A 21478-nucleotide genomic window follows, 5' to 3' on the forward strand; every position below is an offset into this window, starting at 1 on the left:
GACCAGGCCCACCCTGCGCCCCAGCCCTCTGGCGACGTCGTCGCCGAGCGCGAGGCTGTTCAGCGCGGGCCCGCACGCGAACGCGAGCACCGCCCCCACCGCCACGAACGGCAGGAGCTGCGGCAGCACCTGCGCGCCCGCGCCGGACAGCGAGCCCGCCGACCAGAACCGGAACCTGCTCAGCGACTCCGGGTCCACCAGCACGAACGCGCTGGTCACCGAGCTGAGCATGAACGTCACCGCGACCCCGGCCAGGGCCAGCTTGACCGGCGTCATCCCGTCGCGCCCCAGCCCGGCCAGCCCGTAGACGACGACGCTGGCCACCAGCGCCCCCGCGAACGCGAACCACACGAACCCGGCGGGCGCCGCGACCCCGGCCACCCCGATGGCCAGGACCACGGCGAACGCGGCGCCCGCGCTGACGCCCAGCACGCCGGGGTCGGCGAGCGGGTTGCGGGTGAGCGCCTGCATGAGGGCGCCGGACAGGCCGAGCGCCGCCCCGGCCAGCACGCCGAGCAGCGTGCGCGGCACCCGTACCGACCAGATGACGTCGAGGATCTCGCGGTCGCTCACCGTCCCCAGCAGCGCGCCCACGACCTGGTCCGGCGGGAGCTGCCGGGCTCCGAGCGAGAGCGACAGCAATCCCGCCAGGGCCAGCGCGATCACCGCGGCCCCGAGGGCCTTCACAACGCGGTCTTGGTGGCCGGGTCGCCGTCCACCGCCGCCGCGAGCCTGGGAACGAGGGTGTCGAGCACGTACGGCAGGCTGAGCACGGTGAGGAAGGCGACCGCGTCACCCTGCGGGGTGCTCTCCGGCAGGTAGACCTCCCTGCCCTCCTTCACCACGGCGAGCCCCTTGTAGACGCTGTCGCCGTGCAGCGTGGCCTCGCCCTTGGCGGCGTCGGGCACGCTCCACACGATCACGCCGGTGTCGAGGAGGTCGAGCCGCTCCCTGCTGATGTTCGCGCCGAACTTGTCGCCGATGGCCTTGTCGAGGTCGGCGGGAAGCTGGAAGCCGAGCGAGCCGAGCAGGCGCGAGCGCGGGTCCTGGCTGCCGAAGACGAAGTAGCCCTCGTAGAGGGTGGCCATCAGGCCGGTCTTGCCCTTGAACTCCGGGTGCTCCTGCTGCACCTTGGCGAAGCGCTCCTCGATCCCCTTGACCAGCTGGTCGGCCTCCGCGGCCTTGCCGACGGCCGTGCCGACCCGCTTGGTGACCTCCTGCCAGGGGATGCCGTAGTCGATGTACTCCTTCGGCTGGGCCACGGTCGGAGCGATCTTGGACAGCGTCTCGTACTGCTCCTTGGTGAGCCCCGAGTACAGGCCGAGGATCAGGTCGGGGTTGAGCGCCGCGATCTTCTCGAACTGGGGGCCGCTGCCGGTGTCCTTGAGCACCTGCGGCAGGGCGGCGCCGCCGAGCTTGTCCTTGGCCCACTCGCCGATCGCGCCCGGGTAGCCGCCGAACCACTCCGTGGTCGCGACCGGCACGATGCCGAGGGCGAGCAGGGAGTCCTGCTCCAGGAGGCCGACGGTGACGATGCGCTTGGGCGCCGCGGGGATCGTCGTCGTTCCGTACTTGTGATCCATGGTCACGGGCGCCGCGGCCTGGGCCGTCGCCGAGCCCGTGCCGGCGGCGGGCGCGGAAGCAGGCGCCTTGGAGCCGCACCCCGCGATGGTGACCAGTAGAAGCGCCACGAGGGCGAGCGTGCGAGTCAAGGGAACGGCTCCTCGGTCAACCGTGGATCAGGTGATGTCTTAGGCGAGCCTAACCTAATCGAAGAGATCCGCTCACGCCAGCGCCAAGGTGGCACGGCCGTACTGGGACGGCCGTGCCACCCTTGGCTGGCCCGGCGTCAGGCCGGGACTGTTCGGTTGATGGCGTTTGGGTTATGGGCGCGTAGTCCGGTTAGGGATGTGCTCAGCGGTACCGACATGGTTGCGGTGCTGCTTGCGCATGCCCGCGAAGCCCAGCAGGCCAAGCAGGCCCAGCAGGCCCCACAGGCCGGCGTTGCCGCCGCCACCCTCGTTCCGCGTGTCGTTCTGCTGCGGCGCGGGTGTGACCTGACTCTGCGCGACCGGCGCGACGGGCGTGTCAGCCGTCGCCGCGGCGGCCGGTCCTAGCGTCAAGAAGAACGCCAGGCCCAGCCCGGTGAGCGTCTTGCGCATTGGGTTCCCCCGATCCGGCGGTCTCAGCAACCGCGGAGACCGCCTATCAACGCCTTCCCCCGAAGGCTTCCGATAGCGGGGCGATCTCCAGTTCCCCTGCTAGATACGCCCCTACCATCGTCCAGGCCCCCATAAACGCCCGCTCGTCGCGGCGGGCGGGCAGGTGAAGCGCTTAAGCCGGGTGGGATTCGGGGATCCGGGCGCGCACGCGAGCTTGGGCGAGCCCGGCCAGCGCGGCCCGGCCGGGCCCCTTCCCGGCGGTCTAGGAGTGCCGGATGGGGGCGAGGATCGTGACCTCGGCGACCAGGTCACGGGTCGAGGCCACCCGCAGGGCGGAGGCGAGCAGCGAGTCGTCGCCCACGAAACAGGCGCGGGTGGAGGGCTTCCCGCCTTCGCGGTAACGCAGCGTCACCGGGCGTACCTCTGCGGCGGCGTCCACCGCCGCCTGGAAGACGGCCGGGCGGAAGCGTCCCATCCCGCGGCCGCACCAGGTGGTGCCCTCGGGGAAGGCGGCGACGGTGTGGCCGGCGCGCAGGGCGTTCGCGATGACGAGCGGGTAGAGCCAGGAGACGTGATTCGCCACGACCAGCGCTCCCCCGCCGCCCGCCCCGGCCACCGGTGGTACGACGGCCGGTGGTGCTGTGACGTGCACTTTGACGCCGAGCGCACGCAGGAGCGTCCTGGCCCACACCCGGGTGATCCCGGCCCGCCGGGCGGGATGCGCCCGGGAGGCCACGAGCGCGAGCGGAGTGCCCGCGAGCACCACGAGGACCGCCGCGAGCAGCCGCGCCACGCGGTGGAGGAGCCCGGCGGTCCCTTCGGCGCGGCTCGTCCCGGCCGCCGTCAGCCCGGCGTGTACGGCGGTCGTCACCGGAGTTCTCCCAGGAAGTGGCGCAGGTAGCGGGTGTTGGCGTTGGCCATGGACAGCAGCACGAAGAAGTCGGCCGTGCCGAAGTCCCGGTCGTGCGCGGGCGCCCCGCACACCCACGAGCCCAGCCGCAGGTAGCCGCGCAGCAGCGCGGGCGGCACGAACCGGTCGGCGCGCCCCGTGGCCCGGCCGCGCCACGGGGTGCGGGGCGTGACCCGGTACTCCTCCGGTCCCAGCGGCACCCGCTCGACGACCGAGGCGGCGAGCGCGCCCCCGTCGTCGAGTGGCACCGAGCAGCAGCCCGCCAGCCACTCGTGGCCGCCCGCCACCATGTAGCGGGCGATGCCCGCCCAGAGCAGGGCGACCACGCCGCCGTCGCGGTGATCGGAATGCACGCACGTCCGCCCGGCCTCGACCAGGCCCCGCCTGATGGGGGCGAGGTTGCCGAGCTCGAACTCGGTCTCGGAGTAGAGCCGGTCCGTACGCCCGGGAGGCAGCAGCCGGTACGTGCCGACCACCTCCCGGCCCGCCCGGACGAGCAGGTGGTCGCAGTAGGCGTCGAGCCGGTCCGCGTCGAGGCCGGAGACCGGGCTGTCGAGCCTGGCCCCCATCTCCCCGGCGAAGACCGCGTACCTCAGCCGCTGGGCGGCCTGCACGTCGGCGGCGCTGGTGGCCAGTGCGACCGTGTACCGGCCGGTGTCAAGAGAGGTCGTCATGGGCGCGGGTCCTTCCCCTGGAAGCCGTCTCGCGCCTATGTCGACATGCGGACATGACAGCCGGGTCTCTCATCGGGGGCAGCGAGGCGTCCGCGTGGTGAACCTCCGCCGGTCGGTGAACGGCGGCCCGACGGCGGGGAAATATTCGCTCGTCCGCGCGCTCCGCGTTCACTACACTCGCCACCTACGGACGACGCAGCGCCTCCACGCGCTGCACCGGCGCACCCGCGTCGACGAAGGAGAGGAGCCGGCCGTGCGACACAGCACCGCTGTCGTGCTCCCCTCGTCGCGCTACGAGGTGATCCTGGTGTCTTCGCCGCCCCGGTGCCGGCCGCGCGGCCGTCGCCGGATGCCCTGACGGACATCTTCCATCCCTTTGCCGGTGGCCCCGCTGTGAGCGCTGCCGGCCTGGTTCTCGCCTGGCCTGACGCCGGGCTGTCCGCCAGGTGAATCGCGCCGTCCTGTCAAGAAACGACCCGGAAGGGCCAAGGGCCGTGCGTGCTCACCTCTCCACCTCGCTGACCACCGTCCGCAACCTGGGCATCCTCGCTCACGTCGACGCCGGCAAGACCACCGTCACCGAGCGGATGCTCTACCTCGCCGGCGCCACCTACAAGCGTGGCGAGGTGCACGACGGCACGACCGTCACCGACTTCGACTCCCAGGAGCGCGACCGCGGGATCACCATCTTCGCCGCGGCCGTGAGCTGCGTCTGGGACGGGCACCGGATCAACCTCATCGACACCCCCGGCCACGTCGACTTCTCCGACGAGGTGGAGCGCTCGCTGCGGGTGCTCGACGGCGCGATCGCGGTGTTCGACGGGGTCGCGGGCGTCGAGCCGCAGAGCGAGTCCGTCTGGCGGCGGGCCGACCGGTACGGCGTGCCGCGCATCGCCTTCGTCAACAAGCTGGACCGCGCGGGCGCCGACCTCGACGCGGCCGTCGGCTCGATTCGCCGGCGGCTGCATCCGGCGCCGCTGGTGGTCCAGCTGCCGATCGGGCGCGAGGACGGGTTCACCGGCGTGGTGGACCTGGTCAGGATGCGCGCGCTCGTCTGGGACGGCGGCGGCTCCTACGAGGAGGGTCCCGTCGATGGCGCCCTGCTGGAGGAGGCGCGGCGGCGACGCCGGCTGCTGGAGGAGGCGGTGGCCGAGCTGCATCCCGGCGCGCTGGAGGAGTTCTGCGCGCAGCCGTCGATCTCCGCGGGCACGCTGGCCGCCGCGCTGCGCGACCTCACCCTCTCGGGTGCGGGCCTGGTGGTGCTGTGCGGTTCGGCGTACCACGATCGGGGGGTCGAGCCGCTGCTTGACGCGGTGGTGGCGTACCTGCCCTCGCCGCTGGACGTCCCGGCGGTCCGGGGCGAGCACGACGGCGAGGAGCGGGTGCGCGCAGCCGATCCGGCGGGGCCGCTGGCCGCGCTGGTGTTCAAGGTGAGCTCGACCGCCACCGGGCGGCTGACGTACCTGCGGGTGTACTCGGGAACGATGCGGAAGGGGGACATGGTGCTGGACCCCGTCGCGCGGCGCACCGAGCGGATCGGCCGCATCCTGCGGGTGCAGGCCGACCGGCACACCGAGGCGGACCTGGCCGTGGCCGGGGACATCGTCGCGGTGGTCGGGCCGAAGTCGGCCCGCGCGGGCACGACCCTGTGCGCGCAGGACTCGCCGCTGGTGCTGGAGCCGCCGAGCGCGACCGAGCCGGTCGTCTCGGTGGCGGTCGAGGCGCGCCGCGGCACGGACGCCGACCGGCTGGCGTCGGCGCTGGCGCGGCTGGCCGAGGAGGATCCCTCGCTGGTCGTCAGGACGGACGCCGAGACCGGGCAGACCGTGCTGTCCGGGATGGGCGAGCTGCACCTGGAGGTCGCGGCGGAGAAGCTGCGCCGCGATCACGGGCTGGCGGTCGGCGTGGGCCGGCCGCAGGTGGCGCACCGGGAGACCGTCGTGCGCGGGGTGTCGGGGCTGCTGTACCGGCACGTCAAGCAGGACGGCGGCGCCGGGCAGTTCGCCCATGTCGTGCTCGACGTGGAGCCGATGGACGGTGGAGGGTTCGCGTTCGCGTCGGCCGTCACCGGCGGGCGGGTGCCGCGCGAGTACGTCCGCGCGGTGGAGGCCGGCTGCCGGGACGCGCTGGCCGGCGGCCCGCTGGGCGGTCATCCGGTGACCGGCCTGCGGGTCACGCTGACCGACGGGGCCACCCACCCCAAGGACTCCTCGGACCTGGCCTTCCGCACGGCCGGGCGGTTCGCGCTGCGCGAGGCGCTGCGGGTCTGCGCCATGGTGCTGCTGGAGCCGGTGGCCGAGGTCACGGTCACCGTGCCGGACGACGCCGCCGGCGGGGTGCTCGGCGACCTGGCGGCCAGGCGGGGCCGGATCTCCGGCTCGGCGGCGCGGGCGGGCACGGTGGTCATCACCGCGACCGTCCCGCTGGCCGAGGTGTTCGGCTACGCGACCCGGCTGCGCAGCAGAACCCAGGGCCGGGGCACGTTCACCACCCGGCCCGCCGGTTACGCCCCAGCCGGGTGACACGCCTGGGTGACACGACCGCTGTGACCCAGCGTGAGGGCCGCCCCTGGGCCGCGCACCTTCTGGTGCGCGGTCCCAGGGGCGGCCCGTTTCAGGCCTGGCACGTTCAGGCCTGGCACACAGCCGGCACGCTTTCGCGTCCCACCCGGCCGGACAGGCTCACTGGTTGGCCAGTGGGTCCTGGCCCTCTGTCAGGATGGCCTCGCCGACATAGTCGGCGGCGTTCGGCATGTACCGGCGACGCTCGAACTCGACTTTGATGTCGCATTTGATGTCGACGCGGACGTGGGCAGACCGGTAAATCGGGCCGGTGCTGCACAACGCGACCCTGCTCGGCGGCTGTTCTTCAGCCATCGCCGCGCCGGAACCCGTGATCGCACCGGCCGTGAGCATGACGATGGCGGCGGCGCATGCCCCGCCGATCTGACGTGCCTTCATGTTGCGCTCCCCTGTTTCCTGAGATCCGATCCGGTTCGATCGAAGTCACAGAAAGTGATATTCCAGCTACTCAATGTAGCCATGCTGCCCCATGTCTCTGAATATCGGAAAGCTTCCTCTATGGGCATATTTGATCCACTTCGGGGACGTCCGGGCTAGGCGGCGGTGTCGAAGGAGATCCACGTGTCGGGCTTCAGCTCGGGCCGGTTCGGCACGGGCCTGTGCTCCTCCTTCCAGGCGGTGCCGGCGACCTCGGTCGCGACGCGCCGCCAGAAGGCCACCGCGGGCCCGTTCTCGTCCTGGAAGGCGACCTCCCACCGGCCGGGGTGCCGGGCGATCACGTCCTGGACGGCGCGCAGGCCGATCCCGGACCGCCGCGCGCCGCGTACGACGAAGAAGCTGTTCAGCACCCGCGCGGGGCCCGACAGGCTGCGCACGAACGCGAGCCCCACCGGGCTCACCCCGCTCACCAGCAGGTACGCCGCCCAGTCGGCGTCCTCGAAGGCCGAGTGGAGCCGATCGCTCCTGAACGTGGCGTCGGGGTTCGGGAGCACGCCGTCCAGCTCGGACAGGTCATGGCGGAACATCAGCCAGAGCCGTTCCACGGCCGCACGGTCGCCGGCCGTCGCGGGACGCACGGACACATCGAGCATGAGAACTCCTCGGTAGGAAGCGATCATGTGCCGGATCGAGGGCACAAAAAAAGCCTTCCTGGCCGGAAGGGAATCCGCGGCCGGAAGGCTGACAAGTACCGAGATCATAGCAGATGCCCGTCCGGCTCTCCCGCGCGAGAGCCGGACGGGCACCCACGTGATCAGGGCGTCGTGACGGTGGCGCCCGTGACGGCCGCCGACCAGTACAGCGCCCTGGCCACCTGCGGGAACAGCCCCTTCGGGTGGTTGCGGAACATCGGCTCGGTGCCGAACAGCACCACGGCCGCCCCGCGCTCGTCCCTGCCGCTGACCACGGCCGCCTGTCCCCTGGCCGCCTCCTGCCCGCCGGCGCCGTTCTCGTCCGCCCGCCAGTGGCCGGAGACGAGCGGCCCGTCGGCCGCGTACGACTGCTCGACGGTGACCTCGGCCCCGAGCCCGGTGAACCAGCGCGGCGAGTACACGAACGAGTGCGCCGGCGAGCCGCCGCCCACCGGGCCGTCCGAGGTCACCGTCCTGACCACGCCGTTGGCGTCGGAATTGCCGGCCACGGCGGTCGCGGTGAGCAGCCCGGCCGCGGCGTTGAACGCCGCACCGGTGCCGCCCCTGGTGACCACGCCGCCGCCAGCGAGGAACGCGTCGAGCGCCGCCCTGGCGGCCGGACCGAGCGCGGCGTAGCTCAGCCCGCTGGAGACGAACAGCACGTCGGCCGTGCTCCAGTCGAAGCCGGCGTTCAGCACGGCCGTGGAGACGGGGGTGACGGCGAAGCCCAGCTCGCGCAGCGTGAACAGCTCGTCGGCGGCCGCGGCGGCAGCGATCCGCACCCGCGCCAGCGGGACGCCGGTGGCCGAGCCGGCCGGGACGAAGCTCACGCCGTAGCGGCCGGACGCCGTCCTCGCGGCCTGCCTGGCGCTCGCCGGCACGATCGCGCCGCCGCCTCCCCACGTCACCTCGATCCCCTGGGCGAGCAGGTCGTTCAGCGCCCGCACGTCCTTGGCGTCGGCCACCCTGAGCAGCAGCGGCCCCGGGGTCCTGGGCACCGAGCCGGTGGGCGCGGCGGCGTTGACCGGCTCCGAGCGCACGTCGATGGAGGGCACGCCGGTCACCGTGGCGCCCCAGAGCAGGCCGTGGCTCCAGCCGGAGATGTCATACATCGCGGTCACCTTGGCGGAGATGTCCGCGCCCGCCTCCAGCATCACGTTCGCCAGGCCGCGCTTGGGCTGGCGCATGTCCACGACGTACGAGCCCGCCGGGTACGTCCGGCCGCCGGCCCTGAAGTCGCGCCTGGCCCGCTCGACCCGCACGTCGTTCGCGATCAGGTGGTCCACCAGGCGCGCGGCGGCCTGGGCCGAGCGCTCGCCGGTGATGACGTAGGCCCTGGGGTAGGTGGTGGTGTAGACGTCCTCGGGGCCGAAGCCGGGCACGATGCCGAGCGGCACGGTCTTCGACGGCTCGCCCGCCGTGCCCCTGCGGAACACCTCGATCTGGTCCGCGATGAGCTGGTCGTGCCTGGCCCGCACGAACCCGTACGTGGCCCGGATCGCGGCGGCGGCCACGTCGGTGTTGATCGCGGAGCGGCGGCGCAGCTCCGCGACGGGCTGCTGGGTGTAGTCGGAGCCGTTGACGCGCAGCGGGATCTCCACGGTGTGCGCGGCGACCGTGCCGTGGAAGGGCGCGTACTGCGGGGTGAAGATCGGCGGCCAGTCGTCCCAGCCCTCCTCGGAGTCCCTGAACGGGATCTGCGCCGGGTACACGCCGTCCTTCTCGAAGGTGTAGCCGAGCCCGTTGACGGCCGACTCCATGCCGAGCCCGTTGGCGTAGGTGTTGGTGATGAACAGGTCGTACTCGTAGTTGGCGCCGTGCGGCGGCGTGGTCGGCTCGATGAGCGTGCCGTTGACGTAACCGTGCAGGTCGATCATGGTGACCGGCTGGGTGTCGATCATCACCTGGCGCATGGCCCGCACCTCGGGCTGGGAGGCGGTGACGAAGTCGCGGTTGAGGTCGAAGCCGGCGCCGTTGGCGCGCACGCCGTTGACCCGGCCGTCAGGGTTGGCGGTGACGTTGAAGTACAGCCTGGTGCGCGCCAGCAGCGCGCCGACCTCGGGGGCGGTGCTGGTGGCGAGCTCCTCGATGGTGCGCAGGGCCGCGTCCGTGCCCTCCCACTCGTTGCCGTGGATGTTGGCGTTGACGAACAGCGGCGCCTTGTAGCGCTTGGCCAGCTTGCGGTCGCGGGCGGCGGCGGCCGGGTCGTCCTCGATGCGGTCGCGGATCCTGGCTTGCTCGCGGGCCTCGCTCGCGCTCTCGGGCGCGGTGACGGTGACGAGGTAGAGGTCGCGGCCGTCGTACGAGCGGCCGATGATCTCGGCGCTGACCCGGTCGCTGCGCCGCTGCAGGTCGTTCAGCCTGGGCGCGATGCCGTGGTAGGGCACCAGGCCGAGCTTGATGGCGGCGTCGGCCGGGTTCTCCGCGGGGACGGGCAGCTCGGCCCGCCGGGGATAGCCGCGGTCGCGGGCCACCCCGTACGGCTGCTCGGCCTGCTGCCCGGTCTCGGCGCGGAGCGGGCCGGCCTGGTCGGGCAGGCCGGCCGCGACCTCGTTGCGCTCCGGCCCGTTGCCGAAGTCGCGGACGGCGGCCGGCGGCGGGCCGGCCGGGTCGGCCGTCGCCGGCGGGACGGCGAGCAGCCCGGCCGCGACGGCGACGCCGAGGAGGGCGGTGGGTAGGCGCACGGAGTCCTCCAGATCAGGGTTTCGCGGTGGTGTGCGGCGCGATCAGCGTTCGCGGTAGTCCGCGGCGATGCCGATCAGCGAGATCAGGCCGGCGGCGAACTCCATCGCCTCCTCGTGGCCCTCGCTGAACGGCGGCTGGAAGCCCACGCCCTCCCACGTGCGGGTCTCCGGGTTCCACAGGTCGGCGCCGACCTCGAAGTCCCATCCGTAGACGCCGAAGTCGTACCAGAGCTCGTCTGCGGAGTTGCCGGCCGCCGAGTACAGCACGTCCGTCACGGGGCCGGTCTGCTGCGGCCAGGTGACGGTGCCGCGCTCGGCCGCGATGGCCTCCTCGATCGTGCGGGCCGAGCTCAGGAAGTACGCCTCCTGCTCGGGCGCGGGCCTGGGCAGGGCGACGCGGCCGTCGAGCTTGTACGCGCCGGGCGGCCACATGAAGTAGCCGCCGTAGCTGTGCACGTTCATGGCGAACTTGATGTTGCGATACTTCTGCGCGAGCCAGATGACGTTGCGGCTCTCCGGCTCCGAATGCTCGGCCGGCCCCGCGAACGTGCCGGACTGGCAGTTGGCCGAGGCGCCGAAATAGCCGTCGAACAGCGAGCCGACGGCGTAGTTGCGGTTGACGTCCACGCCCCAGGTGTTGCGCAGCGCCGGATCGGACTGCTGGGCCGGGCAGTGGTTCGTCATGTTCTTACGCTGGGAGTTGAAGTCGTAGAAGCTGTAGTTCGCCCCGTCGGGGTTGACCGTCGGCACGATGAAGATGTCGGTGCGCTCCAGCAGCTTGCGGGTGGCCTTGTCGCGGGCGTAGTTGCGCAGCAGCCGCTCGGCCGCCTCGATGGTGACCAGCGGCGTCACCCATTCTCGCGCGTGCTCCTGCGCGTAGGCCAGCACCCCGGTGCGCGAGCCGTCGCGGTGCGCCCCGACGCGCAGGGCCAGCACCGTCGCGGGGGCGCGCGACACGTCGGCCGGCGCGTTGAGGAAGTCGCTGAGCTGGGTGAGCGGCGCGGGCGCCATGACGCCCGCCCCGGCGTCCGTACGGTAGGTCGTGGCCTTGACGCCGGTGCCCGGCGTCGCGTTGATCGCGGCGGCGACCTGGGCGGCGGTGCTGGCGGGCGCGCCGGCGCCGTCGGTGGCCAGGCTGACGGTGACGAGCTTGCCGCTCACGCTCACTTGCAGGGCGCGGCCGGGCGTGCCGGGGGTGACGAGCTCGACGGCCAGGTCGTTGCCGCCTTCCGAGCCGTAGGCGGCCGAGGTGATCACGACGGCGGCGGCGGGCGGGGTGCCGATCAGGGCCTGGGCGTGGCGCCGGTAGCCGTTGGTGCGGTTCGGCAGCGCGATGAGGTCGGTGAGCTTCGGGTAGCGCTGGTGCAGCGCCTTGATCCGCTCGTTGAGCTGCGCGGGCGGCATGTACTGGGAGACGAAGTCGCGCTGGTAGCCGCGCCCCGTGTGGTCGGGTTGCGCGCCGTCCGGCCATTCCCTGGCCCGCGCCTGCGCCGTGCCGCCGCCCGCCGAGGCGACGGTGACCCACTGCGGCTGGCTCTCCGCCGGCACCGGGGTGCTGAACTGGTGGCCCAGGTACGCGCCCGCGTCCACGTACGCGACCATCGGGGCCTGTCCGGTCGTGCCCTTCTTGCCCGTCCAGGTGACGCTGAGCGTGGCGGCCTGCCCGGCGCTGCTGGACGCCTCGACCGACAGGAAGTATCCGTCGCGGGACTTGAACCAGACCGCCCGCTCGATCACGATCTGGTCCTGCGCGGCCGTGGTCCTCGCCTGGGAGGGGGCCGGCGTGCCGGTGGCCAGGCCGGCGCCGATCGACCGGAGCTCGGCGAGCTGGCTCGGCGTGACGACCGCGTCGACCTGGATGCTGCCGTCCGGCTGGGGCCGCACCCGCTCGGTGAGGTCGGCGCCGGAGGCCACCAGGCGTTCCATGGCGGCCTTGTCGGGGACGGAGAGGGTGACGAGTGAGGCCGGCTCCGGATCGACCGGCCCGGCGACCGCGGGGGCGGAGGGCCCCGCGGCCACGAACGTCGTGAGAACGATCATCAGAACGACTGCGGACGCCCGTAAACCACGCATCGGCCCCTCCAGGATCACCGTATGGGGATCATTGAAGGCCGACTTGGGGCAACCGGCAAGACCCAGGACCCGGCTCCTGCCCGGCGGGCAGCAAGCCGGTGAGCTCGCTCACGGTCCGCGCGGTGATCAGGCTCGCGTCCCGGAGCCGGCGTCCGAGGGCCGGGGAGAAGCTCTGCCGCCGCCCTCCCGGATCCGGATCAGGCGCATGGAAGGCCATCATTCAGCTGCCTCGCCGATGAACGGGCTACCGGATGGCGGCGGCGGCCGCGGCCTGGGCTTCGGTCATCGCCGCCCGCGGGCTCTTCGCCCTGCTCAAGGACGCCTGGACGGCTCCCCACATCGGCTCGGAGATCTTCGGATAGTTGGTCCCGAGGCTGCCGCCCGTCCGGCTCTTGGCCGCGCGCACCGCGTCCACCCACACCCGCAGCTCCGGCTGCGCCGCCGCCTGCCTGGCCTGCCCGGCGGCGCTGGCGGAGACGTACGACAGCGTCGCGTCCGTGACGTCGGCGTGGCCGGGGCCGGTCAGGCACGTCACCAGCTGGCGCGAGACGGCGTACCTGGCGGTGTCGCCCTGCACGGGCACGGTGACGAACTCCCCGCCGATCGGCCCGGGAGCGATGCCGCCCGCCTGGGCGGGGATCGGGATCGTCCCGTACTCGAACCCCAGCCTCCTGGCGTCGGCGAGCTGCCAGGTCCCGTTCTCGCCGAACCCGAACCCGCCGGTCGCGAACTCCCGCCAGCTGGCCGTCTGCGTGTTGCTCAGCACCGAGCCCGGCGCGTAGCCCCGGCGAACCCAGGCCGTCCACAGCGCCGCCGCGGCGACCCCGCGCTGGGAGTCGAGCTTGGTGAGCCGGGCGCCGGCCCCCCAGAACCACGGCAGGAACTGGAAACTGCCCTCTTCGGTCCCGGCGGCCGAGAACGTGATCCCCCGCTTCCCCGACGCCCGCACCTTCTCCAGCGCCGCCGTCAGCGAGGCCCAGTCCCGCACCGCGCCCGGGTCCACCCCCGCCTGGTCCAGCACCGCCTTGTTGTAGTAGAGGGCCAGGGTGTTGGCGCCGATCGGCACCCCGTACGTCCTGCCGCCCAGCTGCCCGGCGGCCAGCAGGTTCGGCTCGATCCCCGTGGTGGCGACCCCGATCTGCTCGGTGGTCGTCAGGATCCCGGCCGCGGCCAGCGTGGAGACCATCGGGTTGTCCACCACGAGCACGTCGGGCGCCTGGCCCTGCTGCGCGGCCAGCATCGTCCGGTTGGTCAGGTCGGTGGTCTCCAAGCCGGTCCTCGCCACCGCCACGCCCGCGCCCGCGCCGCACCGTTCGAGCAGCTTTCCCCATTCCGAGCCGGCGCCGTACTGCGCGTACGGATCCCAGACCGTGTACGTCTCCGCGGCCGGATCGCCGCCCCCGCCGTCGCCGGGGGACGAGCATCCGGCCAGCACGCCCGCGGCCGCCAGGCCCACACCGGCTGCGCACCGGCGCCTCGACGCTGACCCCACTGACCTGACCTCCGCTGCGCGGCCCGTGCTTCCGGCGGCGAAGCCGAACCGGTCCGAGCGAACATAAGCGCCGCCCGCACGCCCGGCAACGGGCCACGCCGGGAGGTTGACCAAGACATATCGGTCGCGGGACCGGCGGCGTGAAAGTTACATCGGCCCGCCCGGATAAACCCCGATGCCGGGCGTCCCGCAAATCCCGGATAACTCGGCGGAAACACTCTCTTGACAAACCTGAGTGGCGCCAATAGCTTCCCACTGATTTTATCGATTTAATCGAGGAGCCCGTGACATGAGTCCCCCCAGCGGCATGCGTCGCGCACTCAACAGCGCGCTGGTCTCCCTGCTCTGCCTCCCCCTGACGGCGCTGGCCGCACTGCCGGCCGGCGCGGAGTCCACGGGCGGGCGGCCGGGCGCGGGCGTCCAGCTGGAGCGCCTCGACCGCGGTCTGGTCGCGGCCACCACCAGCGGGGGCGTGTTCCTGAGCTGGCGACTGCTCGGCGACGAGGTCTCCGGGCACGGCACCGCCGGCCTGACGGGCGCCGACTTCCGCGTCTATCGCGACGGCCGGCCCATCGCGACCGTGACCGACAGCACCAACTATCTCGACGCCGCCGGCACCGCCGCCGCGGAGTACCGCGTCGCCCCCGTCGTGCGGGGCAAGGAGGGCCGCCGCAGCGATCCAGCCACCCCTTGGCTTAAATCGTTTTATGAACTTCCGCTCCGCAAACCGGCCGACGGCGTCACGCCGGCGGGCGAGGCGTACACGTACGCGGCCAACGACATGAGCGTCGGCGACGTGGACGGCGACGGCCAGTACGAGTACGTCGTCAAGTGGGACCCGTCCAACTCCAAGGACGTCTCCCAGCGCGGCTACACGGGCAACACCTACGTCGACACCTACGAGCTGGACGGCACTTTGCGCTGGCGGCTCGACCTCGGCGTCAACATCCGCTCCGGCGCCCACTACACCCAGTTCCTGGTCTACGACTTCGACGGCGACGGCCGTTCGGAGATGATGCTCAAGACCGCTCCCGGCACGAAAATCATCCGCTACGGCGCCGGCGGTGAGGTCGTCTCCGAGCGTTATGTCACGATGCCGAAGCAGGATGTCAAAGCCGGCTACTCGCACAATGACGATTACCGGAAGAGCGCGGCAGATTATTTCGACCATGTTGTTGCGTTGTTCGCGAAATGGCACGAGCACCCCGAGGTCGTCGCCGGGCACTGGCCGGCCACGCTCGAAGAGGCCTTCGGCCTCCAGCCGTCACACGAATATCCGCTGTCCCACGAGGACGCCGTGGAGCTCGCCAACTACTTCGTCGACGTCTACGCGCCGAGCCGCAGCGGCAACAACCGGCTGCGCGAGTTCGCCGGCTTCGTCATCACCGGCCCCGAGTACCTGTCGGTGCTGGAGGGCGCGACGGGCAGGGAGCTGCAGACCGTCCGCTACAAGCCCGGCCGCGGCGACGACGGGCTGATGTGGGGCGACTACGCGATGGCCAGGATCGAGCCGGGCAACCGGGTGGACCGGTTCCTGTCGTCGGTCGCCTACCTCGACGGCAAGCGCCCGTCGGCGATCTTCGCCCGCGGCTACTACACCCGCACCACGCTGATCGCCTACGACTGGGACGGCAAGCGGCTCAAGGAGCGCTGGTACGTCGACAGCGGCCACGCCCCGATGGCCAACCCGTTCAACGCCTCCCCGCACGGCGTGGACGGCAGCAACCCCGAGTACGCCACCCTGACCACCCAGGGCTTCCACTCGATGAGCGTGGCCGACGTGGACGGTGACGGCAAGCAGGAGGTCGTGTACGGCTCGGCGACCATCGACGACGACGGCGACCTGCTGTACTCCTCCTTCGGGGTGGCCCCGCCGCAGAGCAACGTGCCCGGCCAGAACGTCCGCCTCGGTCACGGCGACGCCATGCACGTCGGCGACTTCGATCCCGACCGCCCCGGCCTGGAGATCTGGACCGTGCACGAGGGCGGCGCGTGGGCCCCGTACGGCTGGGCGCTGCGCGACGCGGCCACCGGCAAGGTGATCCACGGCGGCTACAGCGGCGTGGACACCGGGCGCGGCATGGTCGGCGACATCGACCCGTCGATCCGCGGCGTCGAGTCGTGGTCGTCGATGCCGCCCAACCAGGCGATCGAGGCGGGCCTGTGGTCGGCGCGCGGCGACTACCTGGGCAGGAACGCCCCCGGCACGAACATGAGCATTCGCTGGGCGGCCGACATGACCACCCAGTTCGTCAACGGCACCGCCACCACCGTCCTGCAGACGCCGACGATCGACGACTGGAAGCGCGGCACGCTGCTCACCGCCGAGGGCACGCTGACCAACAACTGGACGAAGGGCAACCCGGGGCTCGTCGCCGACGTCTTCGGCGACTGGCGGGAGGAGCTGCTGGTCCGCACCGCCGACAGCAGCGCGGTCCGCATGTACCTGAGCACCGAGGTGACCGGCAGGAAGCTGTACACGCTCATGCACGACCCGCAGTATCGCGTGGAGGTGGCCAGGCAGCAGACGGCCTACAACCAGCCGGCGTACCCGAGCTTCTACGTCGGCTCGGACATCGACTGGTCGCGCGTCCCCCTGCCGAGGATCTGGACGCCGGGACGGTAGCCCGTGCCGGCCCGCGCGTTCACCCCGCCGGTGGACCCGCGGGCCGGCTCGCGGGCCGGCTCGCGGGCCGGCTCGTCGGGGAAGCGCCCGCCGATCCGCCGGAGCAGGTGTCCAGGTCGGCGCGCAGGGCCCGGGTCTCCACCTCGGCGTGGGAGATCGTCAGCCGGACGCGTTCCGGCGGGGCCACCGCCAGAACGACGCCGACCCACCGCTTCATCGCGCCATTTTTCGCGAAATGTCCCCCGGACGCCCCTTCAGCGCCTGCGCCGGAGCCGGCGGACCCGGGCACGCGAAAGGGCGCCCCCGGGGGTGGGAGCGCCCTTGGTCACGCAGATGGGATCATCCAGCGTTCTTGACCGAAACCGGCTGGACGAAGTCGGCGGCGTAGCGGGTCGGAGCCGCCGGGCGGCTGTCCTTCTCGGACCAGGCGCCCGAGGAGAAGGCCACGGGGACGTTCTTCCTGCCGACCCCGTCGCCCCACTTGGTGACGACGTAGTCGACCTTGATGTGGCCCTCGCCACTGACCCCGTCGACACCCAGCGTGTCGGGGTTGAACTTGCCGCCGGTCAGGTCGGCGAAGGTCTTGGCGTCCAGGTCGAGCATGACGCCACGGCTGGAGGGGTCGCCGGGACCGCGGTCACCGACGAAGAACGGCATCTTCTTGCCCTTGTAGACCACGTAGCCCTCGGTCATCAGCGGCCAGCTGGGGCTGGCGACCAGACCCTTCTGCATGGGCTTGCCGGCGGCGGGCAGCCCGGTGTCACCCGCGCGGCCGGAGGAGTCGTCCCAGAAGTAGGACGCGGTGGTCGAGCCCTTGAGCATGGCCTGACGGCCGGTCGCGGAGGTGTCGTCGGCGTGCGCCGTGGTCGCGCCGACGGTCAGAGCACTGAGCACGGAGGCGGTGAGCATAGCGATGGAACGCAGGCGAGCGGACATAAAAGAAAGTCGATCCTTTGTGCGGGAACGAGGGACTTTGCGCTCGCAAGACGAACGTGGCCGGGCATCACGCCATACCGGCGTGCGTACAGGCACGCCGCGACAGACACCACGTGGAGCGCGGGAGAATCCGGAGATACCGGGATTCGGTCACCGGTGCGTGAACCCCTGCGGGCCCATGCCTTCCCCGGTAACTGCACCTACATTACGCCTCAAACCGGACAAAGGCAAATCAATCCCCATGAAACGGACAAAGATCTACCTCGCTCGGTAAAGCGGCGTCCAGAACCCCGTAGAACGCGCGCAATCGCGCGGCGATCCAGCGGGGCGGCCCTTGGCCATGAGCGATGAGGCCCGCGAGGGGCCGTCGATCAGGGGTTTGACGAGCGTTTCGCCGTCATGGGCCCGGCGTGGAGACCCGGCCGTCCGGCCAGCGCCCCGCACCGGGGGCTCAACCACCCTGGTACGGCTACGGCCGGCGGCGACAGGCACGCCAGTCCGTAACTCAATGCCGGACACCGCCCGGAAATTCCCCCGGGCGCGATCCCCCGCCGCCCAGGGCCTTCCACGGGCTCACGGGAGGATGGCAGTGCTGCTCCTGACCACGAGCGTCGTCGCGAGCTCTATCCGGGTGCCCGCCGCCCCCCTGGGGTGGGTCAGCTCTTCGGACAGGAGCCGGACCGCCTCGTTGGCCATGTCCTCCAGCGGCTGGCGGACGGTGGTGAGGGGCGGCGAGAGCATCTCGCACAGCGGGGAGTCGTCGAACCCGACGACCGACAGCTCCTCGGGCACGCGGATGCCGTGCTCCGTGGCCGCCTGGTAAACGCCCGCCGCCTGCAGGTCGCTGCCGGCGAAGATCGCGGTGGGCCGGTCGTCGCGGGCGAGCAGGTCGGCGCCGTGCTTCTTGCCGCCCCCGACGAGGAAGTCGCCGTAGCGGGTCAGCTCGGGGTCGGGATCGATGCCGAACGTCCGGTGCGCGGCCAGGTAACCCTCGTACCGGTCGAGCGTGCACTGCACGTCGAGCGGCCCGCCGATGAACCCGATCCGCTTGTGCCCCGATTCGAGCAGGTGCGTGGTGGCCATGACGCCGCCCAGCCAGTTGGTGGCGCCGACCGTCGAGATGCGCGGATCGCGCTGCCCCACCGGGTCGAGCAGCACCAGCGGGACGTGCAGCAGCTCCCCGATCGCGGCGATCTCGCTCTGGTCGACCCTGGACAGCACCAGCACGATGCCGTCGGTGCCGCGCTTGCGCACCATGCCGATCCAGCGGCGCAGGTCGAAGTCGGGCCGCGCGGAGGAGCTCACGACCAGCGAGTAGCCCCATCGCGCCGCGGCCTTCTCCGCGCCGCTGAGGAGCACCTGGGCCCACGGCGAGCCGAGCCCGTCGATGAGCAGGTCGACGATGCCGACCCTGGGCGCGCTCGGCGGGCGCGGGGCCTCGTATCCGAACGTCCTGACGGCTTCGAGGACTTTGTCCCTGGTGGCCGCCGAGACGTGCTTCTTCCCGCTCAGGACCTTCGAGACCGTCGGCACCGACACTCCGGCGGCCGCCGCGACGTCGGCCAGCGTGGCTCGAGCCACAGGACCTCCCGTAGCCGTGGTGCCGCCATCCGGCCGGCACCGGCGAGTTGTGACTTTCGGAAAATCGCGTGAAACAAGACTAGCCACTGACCTGCGACAACCAGGAAGCGCGGTCATTTGGCAGGGGCTGTTGACATGACTACGGACCGGAGCCTAGCGTAACTCTCCAGCAATGTCACGGTAACTTTTCGGAAAGTATGCCAGAAACTTTCCGGCCTTGCACAGGCGGCCGGCGGCCGTATCGCTGTTAGCGCTATCACCCGGCGCGCGCGGGCCGCCGCGCGCGCCCGTGCGGCCGGCGGCGATGGCGGGTCGAGACGAACGAGGATGCATGACTGCAGGTGTTGAGCAGCCCGCTCAGGAGAGCGCCGAGCACCGGGCCGAGGCGGTGCTGGCCGGCATGTCGCTCGACGAGAAGCTCGCCCAGCTCGTGGGCGTGTGGCTGAACGTCAATCGCGACGAGGGCGTCGTCGCGCCGCTGCAGGACTCGATGCAGGGCGAGGAGGTCGCGTTCGAGTCCTTCGCCCGTCACGGGGTGGGCCAGATCACCCGCCATTACGGCACCCGCCCCGTGGACCCGGAGCAGGCGAGCGTGACCCTGGCCGCGCGGCAGCGCTGGCTGCGCGACCACACCCGGCTCGGCATCCCCGCGCTCGCCCACGAGGAGTGCCTGACCGGGCTCGCCGCCTGGCAGGCCACGACGTATCCCGTGCCCCCGGCGTGGGGCGCCTCCTTCGACGCCGATCTGGTGGAGCTGATGGGCCGCCGGATCGGGGCGAGCATGCGCGCGCTCGGCGTCCACCAGGGCCTGGCCCCGGTGCTCGACGTGATCCGCGACCAGCGGTGGGGCCGGGTCGAGGAATGCATCTCCGAGGACCCGTACGAGGTCGCGACCATCGGCGCCGCCTACGTGCGCGGCCTGCAGTCCACGGGCGTCATCGCCACGTTGAAGCACTTCGTCGGCTACTCGGCCTCCCGCGCCGGTCGCAATCTGGCTCCCGTGCACGCGGGGGCGCGCGAGGTGGCCGACACGTTGCTGTTCCCGTTCGAGGTCGCCGTCCGTGACGCGAAGGCGGGCTCGGTCATGAACTCCTACGCCGAGATCGACGGCATCCCGATCGCCGCCGACCCCGCCTACCTGACCAGGATCCTGCGCGACGAATGGGGCTTCGACGGCACGGTGGTCGCCGACTACTTCGCCGTCGCGTTCCTGCACACCCTGCACGCGGTGGCCTCCGACGCCGAGGACGCGGCCGTGCAGGCGCTCACCGCCGGCATCGACGTCGAGCTGCCCACCGGGGTCACCTACCTGGAGCCGCTGAAGCAGGCCGTGACGAGCGGGCGGATCGGTGAGGCGCTCGTCGATCGGGCGCTGCGCCGCGTGCTGCGGCAGAAGGCGCGGCTCGGCCTGCTCGACGACGACTACGAGCCGGCCGGTTCCGGCCCGGTGGACCTCGACGACGCGGAGTCGCGGCAGGTCGCGCGGCGCCTGGCCGAGGAGTCGGTCGTGCTGCTGACCAACGACGGCCTGCTCCCGCTCGGCGACGCCGCCGGCCGCCGGGTCGCCGTGCTCGGGCCGAACGCCGACGACGCCGCGGCACTGTTCGGCTGCTACTCCTTCGTCAACCACGTCCTGCCGCACTTCGCCGGGGTCGAGCCGGGCATCGCCGCGCCCACGCTCCTGGAGGCGCTGCGCGCGGAGCTGCCCGGCGCCGCCATCGAGACCGAGCGGGGCACGGGGGTGGACGACGGCGATCGCTCGGGGATCGCCGCCGCCGCCCGCCTGGCCGCCGGGTCCGACGTCGCGATCCTGGTGCTCGGCGACCGGTCGGGGCTGTTCGGGCGCGGCACCTCCGGTGAGGGCTGCGACGCGGAGGTCCTCGACCTGCCCGGCGCGCAGCAGGAGCTCGCCGACGCGGTTCTCGCCACGGGCACGCCGGTCGTGGTGGTGCTGATGACCGGCCGCGCGTACGCGGTGCCGGAGATCGTCGGCCGCGCCGCTGCCGTCGTACAGGCGTATTTTCCCGGCGAGGAGGGCGCGGGGGCGATCGCCCGCGTGCTCACCGGCGCGGTGAACCCCTCGGGCCGGCTCCCGATGAGCATGCCCCGCTCGACCGCCGGCCAGCCCTACAGCTACCTGCACCCCAGGCTGGGCGGGGCCAGCTCGGTCAGCAACATCGACCCGGCCCCCGTCCTGAGCTTCGGCCACGGGCTGAGCTACACCAGCTTCGCCTACGAGGACTGGGCCGTGGCGGAAACGGCCGACACCGCGGAGCCGATCCGCTGCTCGGTGGTGGTGCGCAACACCGGGGAGCGGGCGGGGGCGGAGGTGGTGCAGGTGTACGCATCCGACCGGATCGCCTCGGTCACCAGGCCCGTGGCCCAGCTCGTCGGGTACGCCCGCGTCGAGCTGGCGCCGGGCGCGGGCGCCAGGGTGCACTTCGACGTGCCGGCGCGGCTGCTGGCCTTCACGGGCCGGCACGGGCGGCGCATCGTCGAGCCGGGCGAGGTCGCCATGTCCGTACGCCGCTCGGTCGCGGACGTGGTCGCCGAGCGCACCGTGCTGCTGACCGGCCCCGTCCACGAGCTCACCGGCTCCGAGCGGCGGCTGACCGACGTCAGGGCCGAGCCGCTGCCGCCGCGGTAGCCCCGTCCCACCCGGAGATCACCGTGCCTCGACCCAGGAAC

Annotated in this window: 16 protein-coding genes; 3 read left to right on the top strand and 13 right to left on the bottom strand. The window is 72.2% G+C overall.

What is annotated here, in order from left to right:
- The 5 genes from ETD85_RS44670 to ETD85_RS44690 all read right to left on the bottom strand — a co-directional run.
- Positions 1 to 687: FecCD family ABC transporter permease (locus ETD85_RS44670; protein ID WP_206059263.1), on the bottom strand; the 687-nt coding region annotated here is incomplete at its 3' end.
- Complete coding sequence (locus tag ETD85_RS44675; protein ID WP_240779837.1) at positions 684 to 1691, bottom strand: iron-siderophore ABC transporter substrate-binding protein; 1008 nt, start codon at positions 1689 to 1691, stop codon at positions 684 to 686. The genes ETD85_RS44675 and ETD85_RS44670, both read right to left, overlap by 4 nt.
- A 192-nt stretch (positions 1692 to 1883) precedes the next feature.
- Complete coding sequence (locus tag ETD85_RS44680; RefSeq protein WP_138695917.1) at positions 1884 to 2162, bottom strand: WGxxGxxG family protein; 279 nt, start codon at positions 2160 to 2162, stop codon at positions 1884 to 1886.
- Positions 2163 to 2424: 262 nt separating this feature from the next.
- Entirely contained in the window at positions 2425 to 3033 is a 609-nt protein-coding gene (locus tag ETD85_RS44685; protein ID WP_138695918.1) for a 1-acyl-sn-glycerol-3-phosphate acyltransferase, read from the bottom strand.
- Entirely contained in the window at positions 3030 to 3746 is a 717-nt protein-coding gene (locus ETD85_RS44690; RefSeq protein WP_138695919.1) for a GNAT family N-acetyltransferase, read from the bottom strand. The genes ETD85_RS44685 and ETD85_RS44690 overlap by 4 nt, the downstream gene beginning before the upstream one ends.
- A 494-nt stretch (positions 3747 to 4240) precedes the next feature.
- Here ETD85_RS44690 and fusA point away from each other — a divergent pair, with 494 nt between their 5' ends.
- Entirely contained in the window at positions 4241 to 6268 is a 2028-nt protein-coding gene (gene fusA, locus ETD85_RS44695; protein WP_138695920.1) for an elongation factor G, read from the top strand.
- A gap of 159 nt (positions 6269 to 6427) precedes the next feature.
- Here the strand turns inward: fusA and ETD85_RS44700 are convergent, their stop codons facing one another.
- The 5 genes from ETD85_RS44700 to ETD85_RS44720 all read right to left on the bottom strand — a co-directional run bounded on the left by ETD85_RS44700 (position 6428) and on the right by ETD85_RS44720 (position 13611).
- Complete coding sequence (locus tag ETD85_RS44700) at positions 6428 to 6706, bottom strand: hypothetical protein (protein WP_138695921.1); 279 nt, start codon at positions 6704 to 6706, stop codon at positions 6428 to 6430.
- Positions 6707 to 6861: 155 nt separating this feature from the next.
- Complete coding sequence (locus tag ETD85_RS44705) at positions 6862 to 7359, bottom strand: GNAT family N-acetyltransferase (RefSeq protein ID WP_138695922.1); 498 nt, start codon at positions 7357 to 7359, stop codon at positions 6862 to 6864.
- A gap of 161 nt (positions 7360 to 7520) precedes the next feature.
- Positions 7521 to 10082: a M14 family zinc carboxypeptidase gene (locus ETD85_RS44710; protein ID WP_138695923.1), complete on the bottom strand. Its 2562-nt coding sequence runs from the start codon at positions 10080 to 10082 to the stop codon at positions 7521 to 7523.
- A gap of 42 nt (positions 10083 to 10124) precedes the next feature.
- Complete coding sequence (locus tag ETD85_RS44715; protein WP_138695924.1) at positions 10125 to 12122, bottom strand: M14 family metallopeptidase; 1998 nt, start codon at positions 12120 to 12122, stop codon at positions 10125 to 10127.
- 277 nt (positions 12123 to 12399) lie between these two features.
- Positions 12400 to 13611 carry a sugar ABC transporter substrate-binding protein gene (locus ETD85_RS44720; RefSeq protein WP_206059265.1) on the bottom strand — a complete coding sequence of 404 codons (1212 nt, stop codon included), beginning with the start codon at positions 13609 to 13611 and terminating at the stop codon, positions 12400 to 12402.
- 325 nt (positions 13612 to 13936) lie between these two features.
- Here ETD85_RS44720 and ETD85_RS44725 point away from each other — a divergent pair, with 325 nt between their 5' ends.
- On the top strand, positions 13937 to 16273 hold the full coding sequence (locus ETD85_RS44725) for a rhamnogalacturonan lyase (protein WP_138695926.1): 2337 nt from the start codon (positions 13937 to 13939) through the stop codon (positions 16271 to 16273).
- 19 nt (positions 16274 to 16292) lie between these two features.
- Here ETD85_RS44725 and ETD85_RS44730 read toward each other — a convergent pair whose 3' ends face one another.
- The 3 genes from ETD85_RS44730 to ETD85_RS44740 all read right to left on the bottom strand — a co-directional run bounded on the left by ETD85_RS44730 (position 16293) and on the right by ETD85_RS44740 (position 18790).
- Positions 16293 to 16490 carry a hypothetical protein gene (locus tag ETD85_RS44730; protein WP_138695927.1) on the bottom strand — a complete coding sequence of 66 codons (198 nt, stop codon included), beginning with the start codon at positions 16488 to 16490 and terminating at the stop codon, positions 16293 to 16295.
- A 122-nt stretch (positions 16491 to 16612) separates the two neighbouring features.
- Positions 16613 to 17167, bottom strand: coding sequence for a hypothetical protein (locus tag ETD85_RS66255; protein ID WP_338087234.1), 555 nt, complete (start codon positions 17165 to 17167; stop codon positions 16613 to 16615).
- Positions 17168 to 17782: 615 nt separating this feature from the next.
- Positions 17783 to 18790, bottom strand: a complete 1008-nt coding sequence (locus ETD85_RS44740; RefSeq protein WP_240779838.1) for a LacI family DNA-binding transcriptional regulator — start codon at positions 18788 to 18790, stop codon at positions 17783 to 17785.
- Between the two features lie 331 nt (positions 18791 to 19121).
- On the opposite strand from ETD85_RS44740, the gene ETD85_RS44745 reads away from it, so the two are divergent.
- Positions 19122 to 21437 (top strand): beta-xylosidase/alpha-l-arabinosidase, encoded by a 2316-nt coding sequence (locus tag ETD85_RS44745; protein WP_138695930.1) that lies wholly within the window; start codon positions 19122 to 19124, stop codon positions 21435 to 21437.
- The last annotated feature ends 41 nt before the right edge of the window (positions 21438 to 21478 follow it).

Origin of the sequence: Nonomuraea zeae (genome assembly GCF_005889725.1) — a bacterium.
Lineage (GTDB): Bacteria > Actinomycetota > Actinomycetes > Streptosporangiales > Streptosporangiaceae > Nonomuraea > Nonomuraea zeae.